Origin of the sequence: Paraburkholderia sp. Cpub6, assembly GCF_014201065.1 — a bacterium.
Classification (GTDB): domain Bacteria; phylum Pseudomonadota; class Gammaproteobacteria; order Burkholderiales; family Burkholderiaceae; genus Paraburkholderia; species Paraburkholderia tuberum.
This window is the reverse complement of record NZ_JACHDM010000005.1, coordinates 144,700-164,544: the sequence shown is the minus strand read 5'-3', so window position 1 is coordinate 164,544 and position 19,845 is coordinate 144,700. Positions and strand designations below refer to the sequence as shown.

At 57.2% G+C, this 19,845-nt stretch carries 18 protein-coding genes and 1 pseudogene; 11 read left to right on the top strand and 8 right to left on the bottom strand.

Features of this window, described 5'->3' with window-relative positions:
• Positions 1–30: 30 nt before the first annotated feature.
• On the bottom strand, positions 31–1,563 hold the full coding sequence (locus HDG33_RS11765; protein ID WP_184026252.1) for a diguanylate cyclase: 1,533 nt from the start codon (positions 1,561–1,563) through the stop codon (positions 31–33).
• Between the two features lie 335 nt (positions 1,564–1,898).
• On the opposite strand from HDG33_RS11765, the gene antA reads away from it, so the two are divergent.
• Genes antA through antC form a run of 3 tightly spaced genes read left to right on the top strand, consistent with a single transcriptional unit; the run spans position 1,899 to position 4,819 of the window.
• Positions 1,899–3,290 carry an anthranilate 1,2-dioxygenase large subunit gene (gene antA, locus HDG33_RS11760; RefSeq protein WP_184026238.1) on the top strand — a complete coding sequence of 464 codons (1,392 nt, stop codon included), beginning with the start codon at positions 1,899–1,901 and terminating at the stop codon, positions 3,288–3,290.
• Positions 3,287–3,775 carry an anthranilate 1,2-dioxygenase small subunit gene (antB, locus tag HDG33_RS11755; RefSeq protein ID WP_184026235.1) on the top strand — a complete coding sequence of 163 codons (489 nt, stop codon included), beginning with the start codon at positions 3,287–3,289 and terminating at the stop codon, positions 3,773–3,775. Before antA ends, antB begins: the two co-directional genes overlap by 4 nt.
• 15 nt (positions 3,776–3,790) lie before the next feature.
• Positions 3,791–4,819, top strand: a complete 1,029-nt coding sequence (antC, locus tag HDG33_RS11750; RefSeq protein WP_184026232.1) for an anthranilate 1,2-dioxygenase electron transfer component AntC — start codon at positions 3,791–3,793, stop codon at positions 4,817–4,819.
• Between the two features lie 6 nt (positions 4,820–4,825).
• On the opposite strand, the gene HDG33_RS11745 is transcribed toward antC, so the two are convergent.
• Entirely contained in the window at positions 4,826–5,749 is a 924-nt protein-coding gene (locus tag HDG33_RS11745; RefSeq protein ID WP_260330407.1) for an AraC family transcriptional regulator, read from the bottom strand.
• A gap of 200 nt (positions 5,750–5,949) precedes the next feature.
• Here HDG33_RS11745 and HDG33_RS11740 point away from each other — a divergent pair, with 200 nt between their 5' ends.
• On the top strand, positions 5,950–6,171 hold the full coding sequence (locus HDG33_RS11740) for a hypothetical protein (RefSeq protein WP_184026226.1): 222 nt from the start codon (positions 5,950–5,952) through the stop codon (positions 6,169–6,171).
• Positions 6,172–6,206: 35 nt separating this feature from the next.
• Here HDG33_RS11740 and HDG33_RS11735 read toward each other — a convergent pair whose 3' ends face one another.
• The 4 genes and pseudogenes from HDG33_RS11735 to HDG33_RS11720 all read right to left on the bottom strand — a co-directional run.
• Positions 6,207–7,547 carry a DNA double-strand break repair nuclease NurA gene (locus HDG33_RS11735; protein WP_184026221.1) on the bottom strand — a complete coding sequence of 447 codons (1,341 nt, stop codon included), beginning with the start codon at positions 7,545–7,547 and terminating at the stop codon, positions 6,207–6,209.
• Positions 7,544–9,577, bottom strand: a complete 2,034-nt coding sequence (locus HDG33_RS11730; protein WP_184026219.1) for an ATP-binding protein — start codon at positions 9,575–9,577, stop codon at positions 7,544–7,546. Before HDG33_RS11730 ends, HDG33_RS11735 begins: the two co-directional genes overlap by 4 nt.
• A complete protein-coding gene (locus HDG33_RS11725; protein ID WP_221311385.1) occupies positions 9,574–10,500 on the bottom strand; it encodes a site-specific DNA-methyltransferase in 927 nt (308 codons plus the stop codon). The genes HDG33_RS11730 and HDG33_RS11725 overlap by 4 nt, the downstream gene beginning before the upstream one ends.
• Before the next feature lie 370 nt (positions 10,501–10,870).
• A pseudogene (locus tag HDG33_RS11720) lies at positions 10,871–11,549 on the bottom strand (tyrosine-type recombinase/integrase); the annotation flags it as partial.
• Between the two features lie 250 nt (positions 11,550–11,799).
• On the opposite strand from HDG33_RS11720, the gene HDG33_RS11715 reads away from it, so the two are divergent.
• A complete protein-coding gene (locus HDG33_RS11715) occupies positions 11,800–12,114 on the top strand; it encodes a hypothetical protein (RefSeq protein ID WP_184026214.1) in 315 nt (104 codons plus the stop codon).
• Between the two features lie 268 nt (positions 12,115–12,382).
• On the opposite strand, the gene HDG33_RS11710 is transcribed toward HDG33_RS11715, so the two are convergent.
• Positions 12,383–12,913, bottom strand: coding sequence for a VUT family protein (locus HDG33_RS11710; protein WP_184026212.1), 531 nt, complete (start codon positions 12,911–12,913; stop codon positions 12,383–12,385).
• A 352-nt stretch (positions 12,914–13,265) separates the two neighbouring features.
• Between HDG33_RS11710 and HDG33_RS11705 the strand changes: the two genes are divergently transcribed.
• Genes HDG33_RS11705 through HDG33_RS11680 form a run of 6 tightly spaced genes read left to right on the top strand, consistent with a single transcriptional unit; the run spans position 13,266 to position 18,833 of the window.
• The gene (locus tag HDG33_RS11705) at positions 13,266–14,201 is read left to right on the top strand and encodes a hypothetical protein (RefSeq protein ID WP_184026209.1); all 936 of its coding nucleotides are present in this window, start codon (positions 13,266–13,268) and stop codon (positions 14,199–14,201) included.
• A 7-nt stretch (positions 14,202–14,208) separates the two neighbouring features.
• Positions 14,209–15,330, top strand: a complete 1,122-nt coding sequence (gene dbpB, locus HDG33_RS11700; protein ID WP_184026206.1) for a DGQHR domain-containing protein DpdB — start codon at positions 14,209–14,211, stop codon at positions 15,328–15,330.
• A complete protein-coding gene (gene dpdA / locus HDG33_RS11695) occupies positions 15,327–16,622 on the top strand; it encodes a tRNA-guanine transglycosylase DpdA (RefSeq protein WP_184026203.1) in 1,296 nt (431 codons plus the stop codon). Before dbpB (HDG33_RS11700) ends, dpdA begins: the two co-directional genes overlap by 4 nt.
• The gene (dbpB, locus tag HDG33_RS11690) at positions 16,619–17,695 is read left to right on the top strand and encodes a DGQHR domain-containing protein DpdB (protein WP_184026200.1); all 1,077 of its coding nucleotides are present in this window, start codon (positions 16,619–16,621) and stop codon (positions 17,693–17,695) included. The genes dpdA and dbpB (HDG33_RS11690) overlap by 4 nt, the downstream gene beginning before the upstream one ends.
• Before the next feature lie 14 nt (positions 17,696–17,709).
• Positions 17,710–18,411 (top strand): 7-cyano-7-deazaguanine synthase QueC, encoded by a 702-nt coding sequence (queC, locus tag HDG33_RS11685; protein WP_184026191.1) that lies wholly within the window; start codon positions 17,710–17,712, stop codon positions 18,409–18,411.
• Positions 18,412–18,467: 56 nt separating this feature from the next.
• Positions 18,468–18,833, top strand: coding sequence for a 6-carboxytetrahydropterin synthase (locus HDG33_RS11680; RefSeq protein ID WP_184027183.1), 366 nt, complete (start codon positions 18,468–18,470; stop codon positions 18,831–18,833).
• A gap of 143 nt (positions 18,834–18,976) precedes the next feature.
• On the opposite strand, the gene HDG33_RS11675 is transcribed toward HDG33_RS11680, so the two are convergent.
• Positions 18,977–19,819 carry an HNH endonuclease gene (locus tag HDG33_RS11675; protein ID WP_184026160.1) on the bottom strand — a complete coding sequence of 281 codons (843 nt, stop codon included), beginning with the start codon at positions 19,817–19,819 and terminating at the stop codon, positions 18,977–18,979.
• Positions 19,820–19,845 lie beyond the last annotated feature (26 nt).

Sequence of the window (19,845 nt, the reverse complement as noted above, 5' to 3'; positions counted from 1 at the left end):
GTGGCTCGGGAAACGAGCCCTGGAAGCGCGTCAATTCGCGCGGCGCGGGTCGATGTCCGGCGTCACCGCGGCGCCGTCCCGCGCGGCGTGGTCCGTCGGCGCGCCGTAAAGCATCACCCGATTGCGGCCGGCATCCTTCGCGCGATACAGCGCTTCGTCGGCGGCGTCGACGAGCGCGCGGCTCGTCGCGAGCGCCGCGCCCTGCGCGGTCGCAGCGCCTGCGCTCACCGTCAGCACGTGATGCGTGCTGGCCACATGGCGGCATTGCAGCGCCTGCACCGCTGCGCGAATCTGCTCGGCGATCCGCTGCGCGCCCGTCGCGTCGGTGTCCGGCAGCAGCACCGCGAACTCCTCGCCGCCGAAGCGCGCGGCCGTATCGCCCGGACGTCGCGCGTTCTGCGCGATACAGCGCGCGACGCCGATCAGCGCTTCGTCGCCGGCCGAATGGCCGTACAGGTCGTTGAAGCCCTTGAAGTTGTCGACATCGATCAGCAGCAGCGACAGCGGCCGGCCGGTGCGCTGCGCGCGTCGCCATTCGTCGTTCACGTGCTCCTCGAACGCGCGGCGGTTGTTCAGGCCGGTCAGCCCGTCCGTGCGCGCCAGTTCGCGCAACTCTTCCTCGGCCGCGCGGCGCAGACGCAACTGGCGTGAGAACAGGATCGCGAGCGCGATGATCGTCACGTCGAGCGCGCCGATCAGCGTGCCGATGATCCATGCGCGCCGCCGCCACTCGACGTAGATGTCGCGCGTCGAGAGCGCGACGTCGAGGATCAGCGGAAAGCCGTCGATATGGCGGAACGCATACCAGCGCTCGACGCGATCGATCGCCGCCGTGCCGAAGAAGTCGCCGCTCGGCCGCTTGATGAAGCGCGAGAAGTTGGCCGTGCCGGTCAGGTTGATGCCGATCGTTTTCGAATCGTAAGGACGGCGCATCAACATCGTGCCGTCGCTGAGCATCAATGCCATCGAGCCGCTCGGCCCGAGCTTCATGCCGTCGAACAGCCGATGGAAATACGTGAGGCGCAGCGTGCCGACCACCACGCCGCCGAAGCTGCCGTCCGGCCTCGAGATGCGCCGGCTCAGCGCGATGCGCAGGTCATCGTCGGTGCCGCTCGGGCTGAACGGATGGCTGATGTACAGGCCCACCTCGGGTGAAGCGCGCTGCGCCTTGAAGTAATCGCGGTCCGCATGGTTGCTTGCGCGCGGCGGCCACGCGCGTGAATCGAAGCGCACGTTGCCGTTCTCGTCGAGCACGAATACCGAGCCCATGTCCTTTGCGCTGATCGAGCCGTCGAACAGCACCATCTGGCGGATCTCCGGCGGCAGATCGAGCACGCCCGGCTGCTTCAGTCCGTCGATCGCCGCGCGCAGCGACAGGTCGTAGATCTCGAGATTGCGCGACACGTCGCGCTGGACCAGCAGGGATATGTTGGCGACGGAGTCCTGCGCGCGCCGCAACGCATCTTCGCGCATCTGTGCGAGCAGCGACACGGCGATCGCGAGGATCGCGCCAGCCAGCAAGACACTGATCGCAATCACGTTGTTCGGTCGGCGCGTCACCATGCGTTTTTGGTTCTGACATGCGCTGAACGTCGCGCGTGAAGAAGCGGCCGCGTCTCGGCAATCACCGTCAAAACCGCGACCTACGAAAACGTAAGCGTAGCAGACATGGAGTACAGGCAAACGTTTGCGTAGCCGGGTTTTTGCCCGCATGCGCCAGAACGGCACGCCAGAAGTCCCGTCCGACGGGGGGTTTGCGCCCGATCGCCAGATTATCCGGGTGCCGTCCAATTATTCGGATAGCAAATGCGAATTGGCTGGATAGTTGGCCTCGCCACTTGGGTATTCAATCGAGCCTGTCACGTTCAAACGATTGAACACAAGGAGAGAGAGACATCATGAGCGAGAAGCGCAGCGCCTCGGAATGGCGCGAATTCGTCAGCGGCTGTCTGGACTTCCGCCCCGCGGAAGGCGTGTACCGGATTGCCCGCGAAATGTTCACGGAGCCCGAGCTGTTCTCGCTCGAGATGGAGCACATCTTCGAGAAGGCCTGGATCTATGCGTGCCACGAAAGTGAGATCCCCAACAAGAACGATTTCCTGACGATGCGCGCGGGCCGCCAGCCGCTGATCATCTCGCGCGACGGCGCCGGCAACCTGAACGCGATGATCAACGCGTGCCAGCACCGCGGTGCGACGCTCACGCGTATGACCAAGGGCAACCAGTCGACCTTCACGTGCCCGTTCCATGCTTGGTGCTACAAGAACGACGGCCGGCTCGTGAAGGTGAAGGCGCCGGGCGAATACTGCGACGACTTCGACAAGTCGGTGCGCGGCCTGAAGAAAGCGCGCATCGCGAGCTACAAGGGCTTCGTGTTCGTGAGCCTCGACGTCGACGGCATCGACACGCTCGAAGACTATCTCGGCGACGCGCGCATCTTCTTCGACATGATGGTCGCGCAGTCGCCGACCGGCGAGCTCGAAGTGCTGCCCGGCAAGTCGACCTACACGTTCGACGGCAACTGGAAGCTGCAGAACGAGAACGGTCTCGACGGCTATCACGTGAGCACCGTGCACTACAACTACGTGGCGACCGTGCAGCACCGCATCGAATCGAATGCGAAGAAAGGGGATAACCCCGGCGGCACGCTCGACTACAGCAAGCTCGGCGCCGGCGACAGCGAAACCGACGACGGCTGGTTCGCGTTCAGGAATGGCCACAGCGTGCTGTTCAGCGACATGCCGAATCCGCAAGTGCGTCCCGGCTACGAGAGCGTGATGCCGCGGCTCGTCGAAGCCTATGGCCAGGACAAGGCCGAATGGATGATGCACCGGCTGCGCAATCTGAATGTCTACCCGAGCCTGTTCTTCATGGACCAGATCAGCTCGCAGCTGCGCATCGTGCGGCCGGTCGCGTGGAACAAGACCGAGGTCATCAGCCAGTGCATCGGCGTGAAGGGCGAGTCGGCGAAGGATCGCGAGAACCGCATCCGTCAGTTCGAAGACTTCTTCAACGTGTCCGGCATGGGCACGCCCGACGATCTCGTCGAGTTCCGCGAGCAGCAGCGCGGCTTCCAGGCGCGCCTCGAACGCTGGAGCGACATCTCGCGCGGGCATCACAAGTGGGCCAGCGGCGCGACCGCGAACACCACGCTGCTCGGCATCGAGCCGAATCTGACCGGCACCGAGCTGACCCACGAAGGGCTTTACGTGAACCAGCACGGCACCTGGCGCGACACGATCCTCAAGGGTCTCGACAAATCCATCGAATCGCAGGGAGAGCAGGCATGAGCCAACTCCAACACTCCGTCGAGCAGTTTCTGTATCTGAAGGCCGATCTGTGCGACAAGCAGCAATGGGACGAATACCTCGATCTCTTCGATCCGCAGAGCGTGTTTCATGTGCCGCAGTGGGATTCCGAGCACGTGTACACGACCGATCCGAAGCAAGGCATGTCGCTGATTTACTACTCGGATCGCGCCGGTCTCGAAGACCGCGTGTTCCGGCTGCGCACCGGCAAGTCGGCCGCGTCGACGCCGCTGCCGCGCACGATGCATCAGATCAGTAACGTGCGACTGAGCGAGCGCGAGGATTCGAGCGTCGAAGCGAACGTGAACTGGTCGACGCTGTACACGCGTCACGGCTCGACCGACTACTTCTATGGCCGCGCGGTGTACGACCTGCAAGCGTCGGGCGATAGCTGGAAGATCAAGCGCAAGCACGTGCTGCTGCTGAACGACCACATCAACGCGGTGCTGGATTTCTACCATCTGTGAGCCGGGAGCACGACGATGAAACATAAAGTCGCGTTGAGCTTTGCCGATGGCAAAACCGCGTTCTTCGATGTGAGTCCGAACGAGTTGCTGCTCGACGCGGCGCTGAAGAACGGCGTGAACATTCCGCTCGACTGCCGCGAAGGCGTGTGCGGCACCTGCCAGGGGCGCTGCGAATCGGGCGACTACACGCTCGATTACGTCGACGAGGAAACGCTCAGCGAAGAGGACCTCGCGCAGCGCAAGATCCTCTCGTGCCAGACGCGCGTGAAGTCGGATGCGTCGTTCTATTTCGACTTCGACTCGACGCTGTGCGAAGGCGCCGGCACGAGCACCGTGTGCGCGAGCGTGGTCGGCGTCGAGCTGGTGTCGGCGACGACCGCGATTCTGCGTGTCGATGCGAGCGCGCATGCGCGTCAGCTCGATTTTCTGCCGGGCCAGTATGCGCGCGTTAAGGTGCCCGGCACCGAAGAATGGCGTTCGTACTCGTTCGCGAATCATCCGAACGCGCGCAACGAGTTGCAATTCCTGATCCGTCTGCTGCCCGACGGCATGATGAGCAACTATCTGCGCGAACGTTGCAAGGCCGGTGATACGGTCGAGTTCGAGGCGCCGCTCGGCGCGTTCTATCTGCGCCAGGTCGAGCGTCCGCTCGTGATGGTGGCGGGCGGCACGGGACTCTCTGCCTTCCTCGGCATGCTCGACGACATCTCGGCGAAACGCAATGTCGCGCATCCGGTGCATCTGTACTACGGCGTCACGAATGCAGCCGATCTGTGCGAGACCGGGCGCATCAACGGCTACAAGGCGAGCATCGAAGGATTCGCGGTCGAGACGGTCGTGATGAATCCGGCGCCGGGATGGTCGGGCAAGACCGGGCTGATTCCCGAGCATTTCGACCTATCGTTTTTCGAATCGAATGGTTTTGACATGTACGTGTGCGGACCGCCGCCGATGGTCGAAGCGATCAAGACCTGGCTCACCGAACAGGGTATTCAGGATTACCGGCTGTTTTACGAGAAGTTCGGCGAAAGCAACGCGCGATAGGACGTTCTAACGCCGCGCCGCGCGCTTCAGCGTCTCGGATGGCGACTCGCCGAACAACGCCTTGTACTCGGTCGAGAAACGGCCGAGATGGGACATCCCCCAGCCCAGCGCCACCGACGAGATATTGCGCACCGAGCGGTCGTCGAGGATATCGCGCCGCGCCGATTCGAGCCGGTAGCGTTTCAGATACGCGATCGGCGCGCAGCCAAAATATTGACGGAAGCCGTCGAACAGCTTGAAGCGCGACACACCCGACGCGCGCTCGATGTCTTCGAGCGTGATCGGCTCGCGCGCGTTGTCGTGAATGAACTGGCGCGCGCGGGTCAGATAATGCGGTGGCGTCGGCGCGGTCGCGTTGGCCAACTGTTCCGAATAGTTATGCGGCTGTGACAGCAGCAGCCCCTTCAGCAACGTCAGTTCGAACTCGCTGGACATGTAAAGCTGCCCTAGCGATGGTCCCGAGCGCTCCATCTCGCCGGCCAGGAACTTGACCATGCGCCACCACGATGCCTGATCGCCGGTGGCTGCGTCCATGTCGGGCTGGAACATGAGCGGCGCTTCGACGGGGCGTTGCAGCATCGTCTGCAGCACCTGTTGGAGCGCGGAGCGAGGAATCGCGACGTGCAGCTTGCGGCAATTGCCGGTGATCGCGAGATCTTGCGATTCCTGCGGACTGACGATCAGACCGCAGTCCTGATCCGACAACCACCTCTTGCCGTGTGCTGCGAGCTCCTGTTGACCGACCATCGGCAGGCTCACGCTGTAGCAGTTCAGCGGACTGCTCTCGCTCACCGCGACCGTCACGTCGGTGCCGTATTCGACGTAGCCTATCGTCGTCGCCATCGAACGAAGTACGGTGCCGGACTGGTGGAAGCGCAAGCGCTCTGGGTGACTGACCTGGAGGCCGTGAGGGCCGCAGATGGACGCCATCCAGTTGCGTGCGCCGTCTAGGTCGTTTAACGCGGCACGGAGGTCGCGATTGCCGGGGTCCGGTGTTGACATACGTGGAGACGAGCTATTGGGGTGCGTGCCCCGAGGGCAGACAGTCCATCAGGGCGCAGAACGGGAGACATGATGGGATTGGCTAAGCCTACCTCAACCGTGGCCGCTCCGGGTGGACGAATGAAACATTGTCCTCGGGTAAAGCACCGCTGTGCTGGCATGGAGAATTGCTGCCAAATGGAAGAGAGACCGAAATTCAAACGAAAGGCCATGCGTTCATCACGCATTTTAAATACGCGCAAAACCGTGCAAGCTTCTATTTTATCGGTCATGGCGCCGAAGGGCGGCGCAGTGGCCGGCCCGAGGTCGTCAACACGACGCAGCGCATCAGCGACATCATGGGAAAATGATAAGCCTATAGATCTCGACCGGACGACTGCCAACCTCAACTAATCGTAGACTTGGCGAAGGTCTTCAATATTTGCGAACTTGGGTGCGCAGAGAGACTTACGAGTTTGTTCGCCAGAGCAACTGGCAATAGCGCGTTCTCGTACATATCGCAGTGCAGTTGTTCGATATGCGTAAGAACAAGGTGGAGATTCGGAATGTCCGTCGGCAAAGGCGCCTTTTTTAATCTTCTTACAGGCATTGACACAACATACATCTGTCCTTGACGGGAACGAAATATTACCTTGTGTCCGTAGTACGAAGTTTCGGCGTACGCCCGCTTCGAGTCTTCCTCACCCGGTGAGATGTATTTGTAGATATAGGCATCGTTAAGAAGCAGGATGCTACCGGCGGGGATGTGCTCCCGAATCTCAGCAGCATGCTCGACAAAAGCACCGCTCTTCTCAAGCCCTGCCGCAAAGAAGTTATGGCTATCAAACAGCCAATTGTTCAGTTCCAACATGAGCTTGTGCATCGGCGCCGTTACGCCAAACCAGCCAGTCGGGCGGTCCATGATGAAGAGTACTTGCTTCAACGCCGCTGCATTTTTTTTAAGCAGGTTCCGAATGACATGTATCAATACAAGATGTTCGACTACCCCTGCGATGTAGCCAGCCACGCCTGCTGCACCGGCATCCTCCTCTATCCGCTCGTGCAAGCGGAACGCATCGGTTAAATACAGGGTGCCACCGGTTTCAGGGCACTGGAACGTGTAGTTATTCGACATCTTAGATTCATCGAACAAAACAGTTCCCGGTACATCGAAGGGACTGGTGCTCACTTCCCAGTTCCGGTCCTCCGCCGTACGTGTATTCTTATAGCGTCTGAAAACGAACCACGCCAACGTGTCCAGCAGACTAACGTCCTCACCAAGGTTTTCGCCAGCAAAAAACTCATAAAGCGTCTTTCGCACAGACTCCTTTAGCGATGCACAGTCCTTCCGGCGAGCTCCTGCCGTTGCGAGTGGCAGCTTCAAACGGTCAATATTCTTGAGCTTCTGCATGTCCTCAGGAGCAACATGCTGCGAATGCTCAAGCTTCACCAAGTCCTCAATTCGAAAGTGAAGCGCACCGAACTGAAAGAAATGTATTGCGGCCGACGGAAATCCTTCGCGGATTGGCACCTCCGTGTAGCCGCCGTCAATGGCGACAACATGCTGTATCGGCGACGCAGTTGGCTCGAAGTTGACGAGGTACTTTTTGACTTCACTTATATCGCCCCTTGGCGGCACGTAGAGCGCCTTCAAGGCTTCCGACACAGTCACATCATTGATTACGTGATGATGCGATGACTTGCTCGCACGTTCGTAGGGCTTGGGTCCGGAAGAGGAATAGCTCATTTTGTCTCTGCCTTAGGTGCAGAAAACTTATCAATCTGTACCGGCACGACGAATGCATTCGAGTAAGTCTTTACCCTCACGAACCCTTTGTCGGTGTCCTGACTGAAGCGTATGAGGCTGTCGCTGAAGTCACTGAAATCGTAGTACTTCCTCAACTCCTTGATCTCGTCCTCGTTATTCAGGTGGGAGATGAACCAGTTCTGGGTAGCCTTCAAGATGTTGCCACTGATTGAACTAACCTCTTGCGTGGCGTAAACCAGACCAATGTGAAGCTTGGCACCTTCCTTGGCTAGGCGGTTGTAAATTTGGCTCAGGTCCTTATCTTCCTTTTTCGGGAAGAGGTTGTGTGCCTCCTCGAAGTAGAACTGGATAAAGTTATTCGGCCTCGCGGAGGTGAATCTTTCCATCGCGTCCCGGAACACCTTTCGCGTGATTCGTTCCGAGTACATGCGCTGCAGTTCCTCGTCGCCGCTAGAAAGGTCTGCAATGACTATCTTTCCCGCCCTCAATGCCTGCAAGATGTCTAGTTCAAACGCGGTCTTTGTCAACGGGGTGTGCTGCGCCGCAACGGGCCGAAGATTTCTGTAGCCGTTACAGTCAGGCGTACCTCCCGATGTGCGGCACCGAGTCAGCATTACAAGCAGCGCTTTCAAATCGTCGTCGGCCCATTCCCGACCTTTGGTTTTCTTGTAATCCTGCGCGGTAGGGGACGAGTCGTAGATCTTCCAGAACTGCTCCCACCAATTGCACGCTTCTTCGAGAGAGATGCCAGCGGATGGTTTCAGAGCCTTATTGATCTCGCTGCAGATTTCAGCCGAGGCCTCCCACTTGACCTTAAAGGCGGTGGGCTCCTTGAAACCGGCCCGGTAGAGAATGCAATGGTAGACGGCCACCCTTCTGTCGTAACGAGTTCGTGCCGAAACATCCGTGCTGTAGTTCTCCGGCTTGTCGAGGAACACCGAGCGGAAGCCCACCATGAACTTCGTCGCATCGTCTGCCACACTAGGGAAGGCTTTCATTAGTTCAAGGCCGGACTCAACTTCGTTGTAGAAGTTGACTTTCATGACCTTGAAGCCTGGCTTCTCGACGATCGAATACCTCTCAGTCTTGTCCTTATAAATATCGAAGATTGCAGTCCCCTCGTCTTGGAGGTTCTTGTTCGCATATTCCCCGTTCATGTCAAAAATAATTTGACCAATAGGATACTTAGGAGCGTCGGATTTAAACGGTTCGAGAGATTCCTCTGGTGACTCTTTTGATGAGTCCAACTTCATTGGGGCCAGCGCACTCATCTGCTCATTGGCTTGGATAATTTTCTTTATGCTGTTGGACTTACCTGTTCGTGTCATGCCGAACAGCGCGGTTCGCTTCCCCGCAAAGTCTTTCGCCTTCACATATACAGGGACGTCTGCCTGGTTGGATGCGAAGCGTCTGCTTGAGCTGTAGCGAACCTTACCTACACGGATGTCACCAGCCCCGCCTGGGACACCCTTGTCGCGATAGTTGACGATGACCGTAAGCAGCTCATCATTCGGCTTAATGACCGAGTAGTTGTGCGCACTATAGAAGTTTTCTAAGTCTGCACCAAAGAGCAAGTTTCCGTTTTCATCCGGATAAAAGCATCCCAAAATGCTGCATCTCACGCCGCTGAACCCGAACTCATACCGGGAGTACTGATCCAACTGGCTTTGCTTGTCCGATCCAGTGCGGATGGTGTCCTTGTAGTACTCGACCATCGAGCTGACAACGTCCCTGTCAGTAGGCAACTCGGCGGGCTCGATGACCCGCAACAAGACAGCTTCCTGTAGTCCCAATCTGTCGGGGTCGCAGTCATAGTAAGCCAACAGGAAACAACCTTCGGGAATACCTTGTGCCCTCTCTTTCCAAGAGTCAGCAACGAGTACCGAGGCATCGGTGTACGAAATCTTGAACGGACGCCCCACGAACTTGCCGGTGTCCCACTCCCACTTGCCGGCTTCCTGTTTACGTTTGAAGAAATCGACTTTTGTGATGTTATCCGTGATGCTCATGTCGCGGTCTCGTTGAGAAGCGGGTCAAGGAATCGGAGCTTTGATTGCTCCACATAGTCTTTCTGTGCATCGATGGCCACCCATCTGCGGCTTGACAACGCCGCCGCGTATCCGGTGGTGTTACTGCCCCCGAACGGATCGAGAACTAGGTCGCCGGGGTCCGTCAGATATTCGATAAAGAACGAGGCGAGCCCAGCCGGCATGCGGGCTGGGTGGGGAACGATCTGCCGTTCACGGCAGGCCCGATGGAAGAAATCCGTTGACGCGGTATTTGAAAGCGAAAACGAATTTGGAAGTCGAACAGGCCTCTCCGGCTGCATTGGCTCGAGCTCAAAGAAGTTGTGTGGTATCGAGCCACCTCGATCGTTGAGGAAGCCTTTGTCGCTGACGTGGTGCTCGGAAGGGCGCGCTCCGGAGTTGTAGGAGCCGCGCTTGAGAAGGCGCTTCATCGCGTCACTGTATGGGCGCAGAACTTTCCGGTTATCCGCCTTTGGGTAATCTGTCTTCGCGAGCCACCACACGTGGGTGAAGCTGTCGACCGTGCGTAATGGCCGGACAGTGACCCATGACGCGGGTGATGGGAGCCGGGACGGGTTGTAACAGACAAACTGTTGAATCAGTCGCAGCCCAGCGCCCTGAGCCTTCGTGAACGCTAGTAGCGCTTCCAAAGCCAGCAGACTTTGCACGGGGCGATTCGGTTCCCAACTGTTCCCGAGCTCTATGACAATGGAGCCGTCATCGGTGAGCAAGTCGGAAAACACGGTCGCGAGCGACTCCACCCACTTCAGGTACTTCTCCCCGGTCAAATTGCCGTAGCTCTTCTTTTCGTTGAGCGGATACGGTGGGGAAGTAAGTATCAACTGGACCTTGCCCCCCAGTCTTTCGAACGGCTTGGACTTCAGCACCTTCTTGGAGTCACCCACATAGTAGGCACCTCCATGGGTGCGATACTCGCAGTTCCCGGTCCTCGGAAGCCGGAGAGGAGGCTCGTCCTTCCTCCCCGTGCCCGGGATCTCGCCAATGGCGAGATTTGGCGCATTTTGCGTTTCCACCTGAGTGTCTTTAGCTGTCATTGTCTGTACCGAACCACGACCCCGATGCTGGTCGGTGACGCGGCTGTGGATTCACTGAGGCAGTTTCCCCGGCGTTCGTGGTCAACGTCTCTTTCCGCATGGATGGCGTGCCATTTGCTTGATCGGCCGCCGCGCCGAGCGTCGTCACGCCGCACTTTCGCAGCCCAATGGTACGATTTTATCTGGGAAGCTCACCTGTTGTCGGTAAAAAGACGTCACCAGTACCCCTGAACCCATCGATAGCCCGCAGGAGTTCGGCTACCTGAGCCGGATCAGTGTTGGCTGCAAAGTTTTCGTGCTTGACCGGCGCGAGAGCACCCCGTAGATCGCCCGAAGGATCACGTTCTGCCCTCCCCGTCACAACGGCGTACCGGAAAACCTGTCCGCAGTTTTGTTTTGCCCGAAGAGCCGTATCGAGTGCACCACGGTCCTCGATCCAGCGCAGGACCGTTAGTAACTGAGTGGCAGTCACCTCCGCGATTGGCCGTGCGCCCAGCCAGGGGAAGACATCCTTTTCCAATCGCTGGATGATCTTGCTGGAGTGGGTCTCAGCCAAGGTGGGCGCGTACTTGGCAAACCACTCCCGGGCGATAACCTCGAAGGAGTCGGCCGCGCGCGCCAGTGTCGTAGCTTTCTGAGCCTTTCGGTTTTCGCCGGGATCGACGTTTCCGGCCAGCAGCTTGCGGGCAGCATCCCGGCGCTCCCGGACATTCTTCAGGCTTACGTCTGGATAGGCGCCGAGAGCCAGCAGCTTTTCTTTGCCGGCGAACCGGTATTTAAGCCGCCAGAGCTTACCGCCGCCCGGCGTGACCAAACAGGAACAGACCGCCGCCGTCAAACAGCTTGCGAGCCTTCTCATCAGGTTTTACGTTCCGGACTGTTGTGTCGGTAAGGGCCATTTAGGGGGTATCACCTTCTGGTGGCATGCCGGATACCCCTAGAAGTACCCCAACATTCGCCAAGATGTCAGTGGATCGCACCGGACGTCATGGGCGATAAAAAACCCCGCAAGCCTTATTGGCTGCGGGGTTTTAGGATTTACTCGGACAACCTTGGATGTATTCCTGGTGGGAGGAGGAGGATCGAACAATCTCGCTAAGGCGCGCCGGGCGCGGCAGAGAGGCTCACAGTGACTCCAGAAATGCCCCCATGGGAGGGCTTGCCGGCAACTCACTGAAATCGGCAATCAAACTCACGACCATTTCGACTGGGTCGACAGTTTCGCCGCCTATCATTGCGCCAGTTCCGCAATCACCGCTATGGAAAGCGTACTCCAATCTCCGCTTCGGATCCACACGCAACCAGATCGTGATCGGCGCGCCGCCGCTCCCGACGAAACTAGAGATGCGCGTCGAAAACGCGAATGCCGGCAATGCACGCGGCACGGCGTTCAGGGGAATCGCTATCTGCGGCAAAATTTTTTCGCCGGTCTCCGCCGGACTTCGGGCGGCAGGTCACGCTTGAATGTCGTCATCCGGATCCCGTTCTTCGGGGAAGCGAGACCGGCACATTTAGGTGATGCGGTTCGTCGGTGAGAAGAGAAGGGGTTTCCGCAACCGGTCATCTTACAGACCGGCCTCGACCCCGGATCAATTGTCCGTCGGCGGTGGGCAAAATTCGTTCGGCACGAACCGCACACTGATCGCCTGTAAGCACGAAAGCTGCGGCGCATGGCCTTGTGGGCCGTGGGAGTAACTCCGACGCGTTTGTCGGAGGAGTCTCATTTGGCATCTTACATTTGCACAGGCCTATCCACCGCTTCAGTAGACAACGCTGCGAGGATGGCGCGGGCGTTGCGGAAAACGACCCACGACCAGATAGCGCCGCCGACAACCTTGGCCAGAAACTGCAGCCCCGCGATCATCGGGAAGACGGTACCGAATGCGATTAGCGGGAAGATGAGGGAGTCCACAGCAGCGCCAGCGACGTTGGCGCCATTCGCGCGCGCCAGAATCGGGTAGCGGCGCGTTGCCTGAAACACGAGGGCACTCGCAACGGCTGCCGCGCTGAATGCAATGAGGGACGCTAACGCGATCACACCGGATGCTGGATTGAGTGCAAAACTCACTGCGCCCGCAACAGCGATCAGACCAAACATGCGCGCCCATAGTGCACTGCCTCGCCAGTTAAGATGCAGGCGATCGCGAATTGCGAGGTCAAGACCGATGAGCACGAATGCATTAATCGGCGTGGACGCCGGTCCGAAGTGCGCGACGCTCAGGTTCGCTGCGACGACGGCTGCGATATAGATGAAAACGTACATAGTTCCTCTGCAGGGATAAGGCGAGTGCGGCCGTTCTTGACCAGCAGTAGTGGGGGATTGCCGCGATATTGATCTGCATCTGATCAACTGCCGCATGCTCAGGTCGTGCGCGCTCCGTCCTCCCGGATTCTTGTACGCCACGCCGCTAACCTGACCCTAGGCCGCGCCGCGCCTCTCTGCCGCCCTGATCGATCCCCAAAATTCATCGCGGTACTGTTGCGCGTGAGCTACACACCCAATTGAGGCGGAGCTAAATCTGGACATCACTGGAATTTTGCCACGACAAGTGCGAAACTACACAACTAATTGATGTGCAGTTTTCGGGAGAAATTTTACGATCGTGGGCGCAGTTATGACTTCCAAAGTGATCGTTGTTACCAACTGCACCAACAGAAAGCGTGTCAGTGACGACACGGTCACCCTCACCGCTGCCGACATGAGCGGTTCGCTGTCATCGGTGGCCGCGCGCTGGGGCAGGGCAATCAGGAAAGTGCCACCCTTAGAGCAGGCACAGGACATCTACATGGGCCGCGCCTTTTCTGAGGCACGACAGGTGACCGCCACGCTAGGCGGTACTCTGCACATCATCTCTGCGGGACTGGGGGTTGTTGGTGCTGCAGAGGCGATCCCGTCATACAACCTGACTGTTTCCGAAGGTGACAACTCACTGAAGCCACTGCTAACTCAGTTAGGCAAGAGACCGAGTGACTGGTGGATGGTGCTAACCAAAGAATTGGGTCAGCAACGCTCCGTCCGAGCATTGCTCGAAAAAAATTCGGATGCCCTCGCGCTCTTCGCACTTCCGGGAAGCTACATCGCCCTGATTGCAGAAGACTTGGCGTCCCTGACGCAGCGGCAACTCAGCAGAGTTCGGATCATCACGTCCGATCACGGACGGACTCTTGTGCCCGAGCATGCTCGCCATGTCGCACTGCCTTACGACGAACGTCTGGAAGGGTCGACATATGTGGGCACGCGTACCGATTTTCCCCAGCGTGCGCTCCGCCATTTCGTTGAGGTGCTGAGCGGACACCAACTGCCTATCGATGACGCAAGGGCATCTGTTTCGGCAGCCATGCACGCACTAACGAAGCCGGTTATCCCAGCAAGAGAACGCAAAACTGACAGCGAAATTCTGGCTCTTCTGCGCAAAAACTGGGATCGGTTTGACGGTGCATCAGCACGATTGCTCAGGTATCTGCGCGACGAGGCATTAGTTGCCTGCGAACAGTCGCGGTTCCGCAGTCTGTGGTGCAGTCTCCAACAAGATCTGGCCAACAAGGGTTGATGGCACCATGGCGAAAAAAGAGATCGTGGTACGCGCGCTGCGAACGACCCAAGGAGCGGAACTGGATGTTTTTGCTTTTTTCATTCAGGGCTCAGACATCATCAAGGTCGCGGACATCTCGCGGGTAGAGCGCGATGAGTCTGACGAACTCAAGGGCTTCCAGCGTCCTGAAATTCGCTCGCATGTGAAGGGTATTGTCGACTACTTAAATCAAGGGAATGTGCTATTCCCGAACGCGATCATCTTGGCCATGTCGCCCGAAGTTCACTTCTCTGCAGCTCGTGGTACGAAGCCAACTGGCGACCAGGGAATTGCGCAAGCGGGTACCCTGACGATCCCTGTCTACGACGAAGGACAACGGGTTGCCTGGATTGTCGACGGGCAGCAGCGATCACTTGCCTTGTCGCAGACGGGAAGCAAGAGCATTCCCGTGCCGGTTGTCGGCTTTGTTTCTGATAGTCTGGAAATCCAGCGCGAGCAGTTCATTCTTGTCAACAAGGCCAAGCCGCTCCCAACCCGGTTAATCAATGAACTACTGCCAGAGACTCGCAGTATTTTGCTGCCTCGTGAATTGAGTGTGCGCAAGGTTCCGTCGGAGATCTGCAATCTGCTCAATCGTGATCCCGAATCTCCATTTCACAAGTTGATCAAGCGGATTTCGGAGAAAGGCAGCAGTACCAGCGTGATCACGGATACGGCCGTCATCGCCATGATCCGGAACAGTATGAACAACCCACTGGGGGCGCTTGCCCCCTACAAGTCAAGTGGTCGGGATGGCGTAGATGTTGAGGGCATGTACCACGTCCTCATAACTTACTGGTCCGCAGTGCGTGACGTATTCCCGGAAGCGTGGGGTGCCGATCCGCGCAGCAGTCGTTTGATGCACTCAGCAGGCATCGAGGCAATGGGCGTGCTCATGGACCGGATCTACGCCCGTCTTTCAGGACTTGGCGAGGACTACAAGACAGTGCGCAAGGAGCTTGAAAAGATGGCGCCTGCCTGTTGCTGGACCAAAGGCACTTGGGAATCGCTGGGTTTGGCATGGAACGAAATCCAGAACACGCATCGCGATATCAGAAAGCTGCAGGACGCACTGGTCCGAGCTTATACGAGCACCATGAAACAATGAAATTTCTCTATTCCGATACCCAGGACTATGTTGATCCGGGGTACGACTTCATAAACGATGTAAATGCTCCCGGTCGGCGTCGCTACTGGGATGACATGTATGCGCACGAACTCATGACGCCATCGCCGTACGACGGACTGCTCGTATCAATGAGTGCCGTCCGGCAGGCTGCTGGTGTTGCCAACTCGAAAGTGCGATATACGACGGCCGAAGAGCAGCGAATGCTGCGAGATGGTGTCCGGAAGTTTCTGCGGTATGGCGGTCCAAAGTTTAAGAACGCGATGGTCCTCGGTGACTGTGGCGCCTTTGCTTATGCCAACAGCAAGACTCCAGCCTATCCGCCCCAGGAGGTCGTTGAGTTCTACTCGGATGCGGGTTTCACCCACGGCATATCACCTGACCATATCATCTTCGACTGCTTGATGGACAACCCGCCGGCCAGCGCAACGGCACCCGGCGTTGTTGAGCGCTTTGACATCACACTAGCGAACGCAGAGGAGTTTTTGCGCCTGACGGACGCAGAAGATTACCCGTTCGAACCGCTAGGAGCCGTCCAAGGTTGGTCGCCTGCAAGCATGGCCGATGCCGCCGTCCGACTCGAAAAGATGGGGTATCGCTATCTGGCGATCGGAGGTCTCGTTCCGTTGAAGGTAGATGTCATCAAGCAGGTTCTTCACGCACTGCGTAATGCCATCAAGCCGGAAACGAAGATACATCTGCTCGGGTTTGCCAAAGCCGACACCATCCATCAGTTCACGAATTTCGGCATTACCAGCTTCGACTCCACATCTCCGCTCATCCGGGCGTTCAAGGATGCGAAGGCAAATTACTACATGGAGTCACCCAAAGGGGGGCTGGACTACTACGCGGCCATCCGCATTCCGCAGGCTATCGAGAATCCGCGCCTGATGCAGGGTATCAAGCGCGGGATTTTTCGTGCTGAGGACCTTCAGAAGCGGGAGCAGAAAGCACTGGCCGCGCTGCGCAGGTTTGATAGCGGTGGAGGGAAGGCTACCGAGGCACTTGATGCCGTCATGGACTATCAGCAGTTCCTGACACTTGGCGACGGACTGCCAATTGAAAAACACGAGAAGGAACTCCTGAAGATGCGAGCGCTCGTCGAGCGCACGCTCCACGATGCACCGTGGAAACGCTGCCGCTGCTCAATCTGCAGCAATGCGGGAGTCGACGTCATCATCTTCCGTTCGAGCAACAGAAACAAGCGCCGAGGTTTTCATAACCTCGGGGTTTATCACAAACACGTACAACGCACTCTGGAGAATCATCTGTGAGCATCTACCGATTCAAGGCAATTCGTGCATCACAGGCCCCGGAGCACGATGTCTTTACATTTGCGGCAACACCAGAGCAGATTTGGGGATTTTCAGAAATTGAACGCGTAGGCCGGGAGGAGAACGGCCAGTTGCGTGGCTTCCAGCGGCACCAGATCGCCACGCATATCAAAGAGATTCGGGACTATCTGCGGCGCGAAGACGCGCTTCTGCCGAATGCGCTCATTGTCGCCTTCATCGGTAGTGTCAAGGTAAAGGACAAGGGCGATGGCGTTGTTGACATTGAGATCAAAGTCGGCGACGCCAAACCTGGCTTCGTCGTTGACGGTCAGCAGCGACTGAGCGCACTGTCGGGCATCACGAAGCCCGGATTCCAGGTGTTCGTCTCGGCTCTTATCTGCAAAGACTACAACGAACTGCGGCAGCAGTTTGTCTTGATCAACAATACGCGCCCGCTGCCCAAGACGCTCATTTATGAGTTGCTGCCAAACGTCGAAGGGTTGCCCGAGCGCTTTACGGCACGCAAATTTGCTGCACGCATTGTTGACCGCCTGAACTTTACACGTGGTTCCGCGCTATATGGTGAGATCCGGCAGCATACGAACCCCAAGGGAGTCCTGAGCGATACCGCCATGCAGAAACTCGTGATGAACTCAGCCTCCGACGGTGCTATTCGCGAGTTCATCAAGGACGGAGATTTTGAGGATCGTGCATACGAATTCGTGAACGCTTTCTTCGAGGCAGTTGTGGCCGTTTTTGGAAGCGAATGGATCGGCATGAGCCCCAAGACATCCCGTCTGCGTCATGGTGCCGGCATCGTGGCCATGGGATTCGTGATGGAGTTTCTCTATTCCAGTGAGGGTGCCACGACTCGGGCCGAGTTTGAGCATGGTCTCAAATTGCTGAAGGAATACACTGCTTGGACGAGCGGTCAGTGGAAACTTGCACCATACGACGAGCGTCCGTGGAATGGCATTCAGAACACGCCGAGCGATATTGACCTGCTGACGAACTATCTGGTTCGCTCGATGAAGCGCGCGCTTCGGAAGCCTCGTCAGGTCGCGAATTCATAAATGAGGAAATGCTCATGAAAACGCATGCATTGGTTCTCTTCTCCGGTGGGCAGGACTCGACAACCTGTCTCGCATGGGCACTCGACCGTTACCAGCACGTCGAAACCATTGGGTTCGATTATGGGCAGCGTCACATGATTGAACTCGAGTGCCGAACGAAGGTACTGGGCAGCGTCCGAGAACAGTTCCCCAAGTGGGCAAGCAAACTGGGCGATGATCATATGCTTGATTTGTCAATTCTCGGGCAAATCAGTGATACGGCACTCACGAGCGGCAAGGCAATCGAAATGCAGGAAAACGGACTGCCCAATACGTTCGTGCCGGGACGGAATCTGCTCTTCTTCACGCTTGCCGCCGCCGTGGCGTATAGACGTGGTCGGCAGGTGCTGGTCGGCGGCATGTGTGAGACCGACTACTCCGGTTACCCCGATTGTAGGGATGGCACGCTTAAAGCACTTCAGGTCGCCATCGCTCTTGGTATGGATCAACCTTTGGTTATCGAAACCCCGCTTATGTGGATTGACAAGGCTCAGACTTGGGAGATGGCGGCCCAATTGGGCGGACAGGTGCTAATTGACCTAATCCGGCGAGATACCCACACGTGTTATGTGGGCGATCACACAACGGAGCACGAATGGGGCTACGGATGTGGCGAGTGCCCTGCTTGTGAGTTGCGGAGAAATGGATACAGAATTTTCGCTTCACAGATAGCGTAGCAGTCAAATTTTCCGGCATGTGACGTCCGTTCGCAATCCAGATGGCCTTCTATCCGATGAATTACGAGCTAAGTCAAAAATTTTATTTTGAAGCTGCCCATACTCTCCATCGCGAAATCGACGCAGAGGGCAGTCGACGCATCCACGGGCATACTTATCATGCTCAGGTGTTCGTTCGTGGCACACCTGACCCCGTTACGAGGATGCTTGTAGACCTTGGATTTCTCCGCAGAGAAATTGAACGGGTTCGCGATCTTCTAGATCATCGTTTTTTGGATGAGATACCTGAGTTGGGGCCGGCGACCATAGAAAGTCTTTGCGCTTTTATTTTTCGTCACATCTCCGCGGCCGTACCCAATGTCACCAAGGTGCGCATTGAGAGAAGCGCAAGCGGTGACGCTTGCGAACTGTCCATAGCCTAGAATTTTCTTTTCACGGCTGACTCGCCAAAATGCCGCCTTTGTAATTGACCCACGACATGCGTGGTGTTTTCGCCCGGGAGGTTAGCCGTCACTCCAAGCGCAGAATCCAAGATACGCAGCGTTCAAGGAAAACGTATCGTCAACTAACTCGACCGCGTATCCAAATTGTCTAGCATGACCATTTTTCGGGTATCGCGAAGAAAGAGACGCAATGTTTCCCCATCGTCAATAACACAGCTCGAATTTTCTAAATGATACCTCGACAAGGCAGCGTATCGGAGCGAGGGCGTTAGCTTGACAATTTCGGAGATGCGCGAAGGTGGCATCCATCCTCGACGCAGAATCCAAGAAAGTGCTTCTCCCTTTCCGCCATTGCAAGTTCGGCATAGGATCTGCCAATTCTCAGGACCATCGCCTCCGAGATAATAAGGGATGATATGATCAAGCACTGGGCTTCGAAAGTACACGTCAAGAAATAGCTCGCCATCAATGGGTTGATACGCCTCCTGCGCGTACACTTCATCACCATCTCTGGATGCCGCTATATCACCCGGCTGAAAAGTATAACCGCAAATTGGGCACCGTCCCATTTGACTATCGAAAAGTCGCCGATGTGCCGGGCGAGAAAGGTCCAGTGACGTTACGCCCTTACGCGATCCATAACCGAACCTGAGCCGCCTAAAAATCAGCGAAAGTTGATTAACGGCGATTCTATCGGGATCCGCGCCAAATTCGGCCTTAAGTGCTGAAAACGCGAGCGATTCGTAATTTGGGTCAACAGCCTCAAATAATTTACGCGGAATCATCCGCCATATCAATCTAAATGAAAGCAGCAAGGCGATTTGTGCCTCTAGTTCGCCGCGATCAAAGTCTAAAATCTTTGTCACTGCTGTGAGCGAGTTCTGAAAAATGTCCTGCTGCACACCAGGCAAACGACTTAAACGCTTCCTATCCTCATTGTTATCACCGTCAGTTAACAGTGACATCAAGAAGTCAAATGACTCAACTCGCC

What these genes read in the sequence shown, in the direction of transcription:
- antA (WP_184026238.1), top strand. Translation starts at nt 1,899, where the DNA reads ATGAGCGAGAAGCGCAGCGCCTCGGAATGGCGCGAATTCGTCAGCGGC.
- HDG33_RS11735 (WP_184026221.1), bottom strand. Translation starts at nt 7,547, where the DNA reads ATGAGCTATTCCTCTTCCGGACCCAAGCCCTACGAACGTGCGAGCAAG.
- HDG33_RS11745 (WP_260330407.1), bottom strand. Translation starts at nt 5,749, where the DNA reads ATGGCGTCCATCTGCGGCCCTCACGGCCTCCAGGTCAGTCACCCAGAG.
- HDG33_RS11730 (WP_184026219.1), bottom strand. Translation starts at nt 9,577, where the DNA reads ATGAGCATCACGGATAACATCACAAAAGTCGATTTCTTCAAACGTAAA.
- antB (WP_184026235.1), top strand. Translation starts at nt 3,287, where the DNA reads ATGAGCCAACTCCAACACTCCGTCGAGCAGTTTCTGTATCTGAAGGCC.
- dbpB (WP_184026206.1), top strand. Translation starts at nt 14,209, where the DNA reads ATGGCGAAAAAAGAGATCGTGGTACGCGCGCTGCGAACGACCCAAGGA.
- HDG33_RS11765 (WP_184026252.1), bottom strand. Translation starts at nt 1,563, where the DNA reads ATGGTGACGCGCCGACCGAACAACGTGATTGCGATCAGTGTCTTGCTG.
- queC (WP_184026191.1), top strand. Translation starts at nt 17,710, where the DNA reads ATGAAAACGCATGCATTGGTTCTCTTCTCCGGTGGGCAGGACTCGACA.
- HDG33_RS11705 (WP_184026209.1), top strand. Translation starts at nt 13,266, where the DNA reads ATGACTTCCAAAGTGATCGTTGTTACCAACTGCACCAACAGAAAGCGT.
- dpdA (WP_184026203.1), top strand. Translation starts at nt 15,327, where the DNA reads ATGAAATTTCTCTATTCCGATACCCAGGACTATGTTGATCCGGGGTAC.
- HDG33_RS11680 (WP_184027183.1), top strand. Translation starts at nt 18,468, where the DNA reads ATGAATTACGAGCTAAGTCAAAAATTTTATTTTGAAGCTGCCCATACT.
- HDG33_RS11710 (WP_184026212.1), bottom strand. Translation starts at nt 12,913, where the DNA reads ATGTACGTTTTCATCTATATCGCAGCCGTCGTCGCAGCGAACCTGAGC.
- antC (WP_184026232.1), top strand. Translation starts at nt 3,791, where the DNA reads ATGAAACATAAAGTCGCGTTGAGCTTTGCCGATGGCAAAACCGCGTTC.
- HDG33_RS11715 (WP_184026214.1), top strand. Translation starts at nt 11,800, where the DNA reads ATGGGAGGGCTTGCCGGCAACTCACTGAAATCGGCAATCAAACTCACG.
- HDG33_RS11675 (WP_184026160.1), bottom strand. Translation starts at nt 19,819, where the DNA reads ATGTCACTGTTAACTGACGGTGATAACAATGAGGATAGGAAGCGTTTA.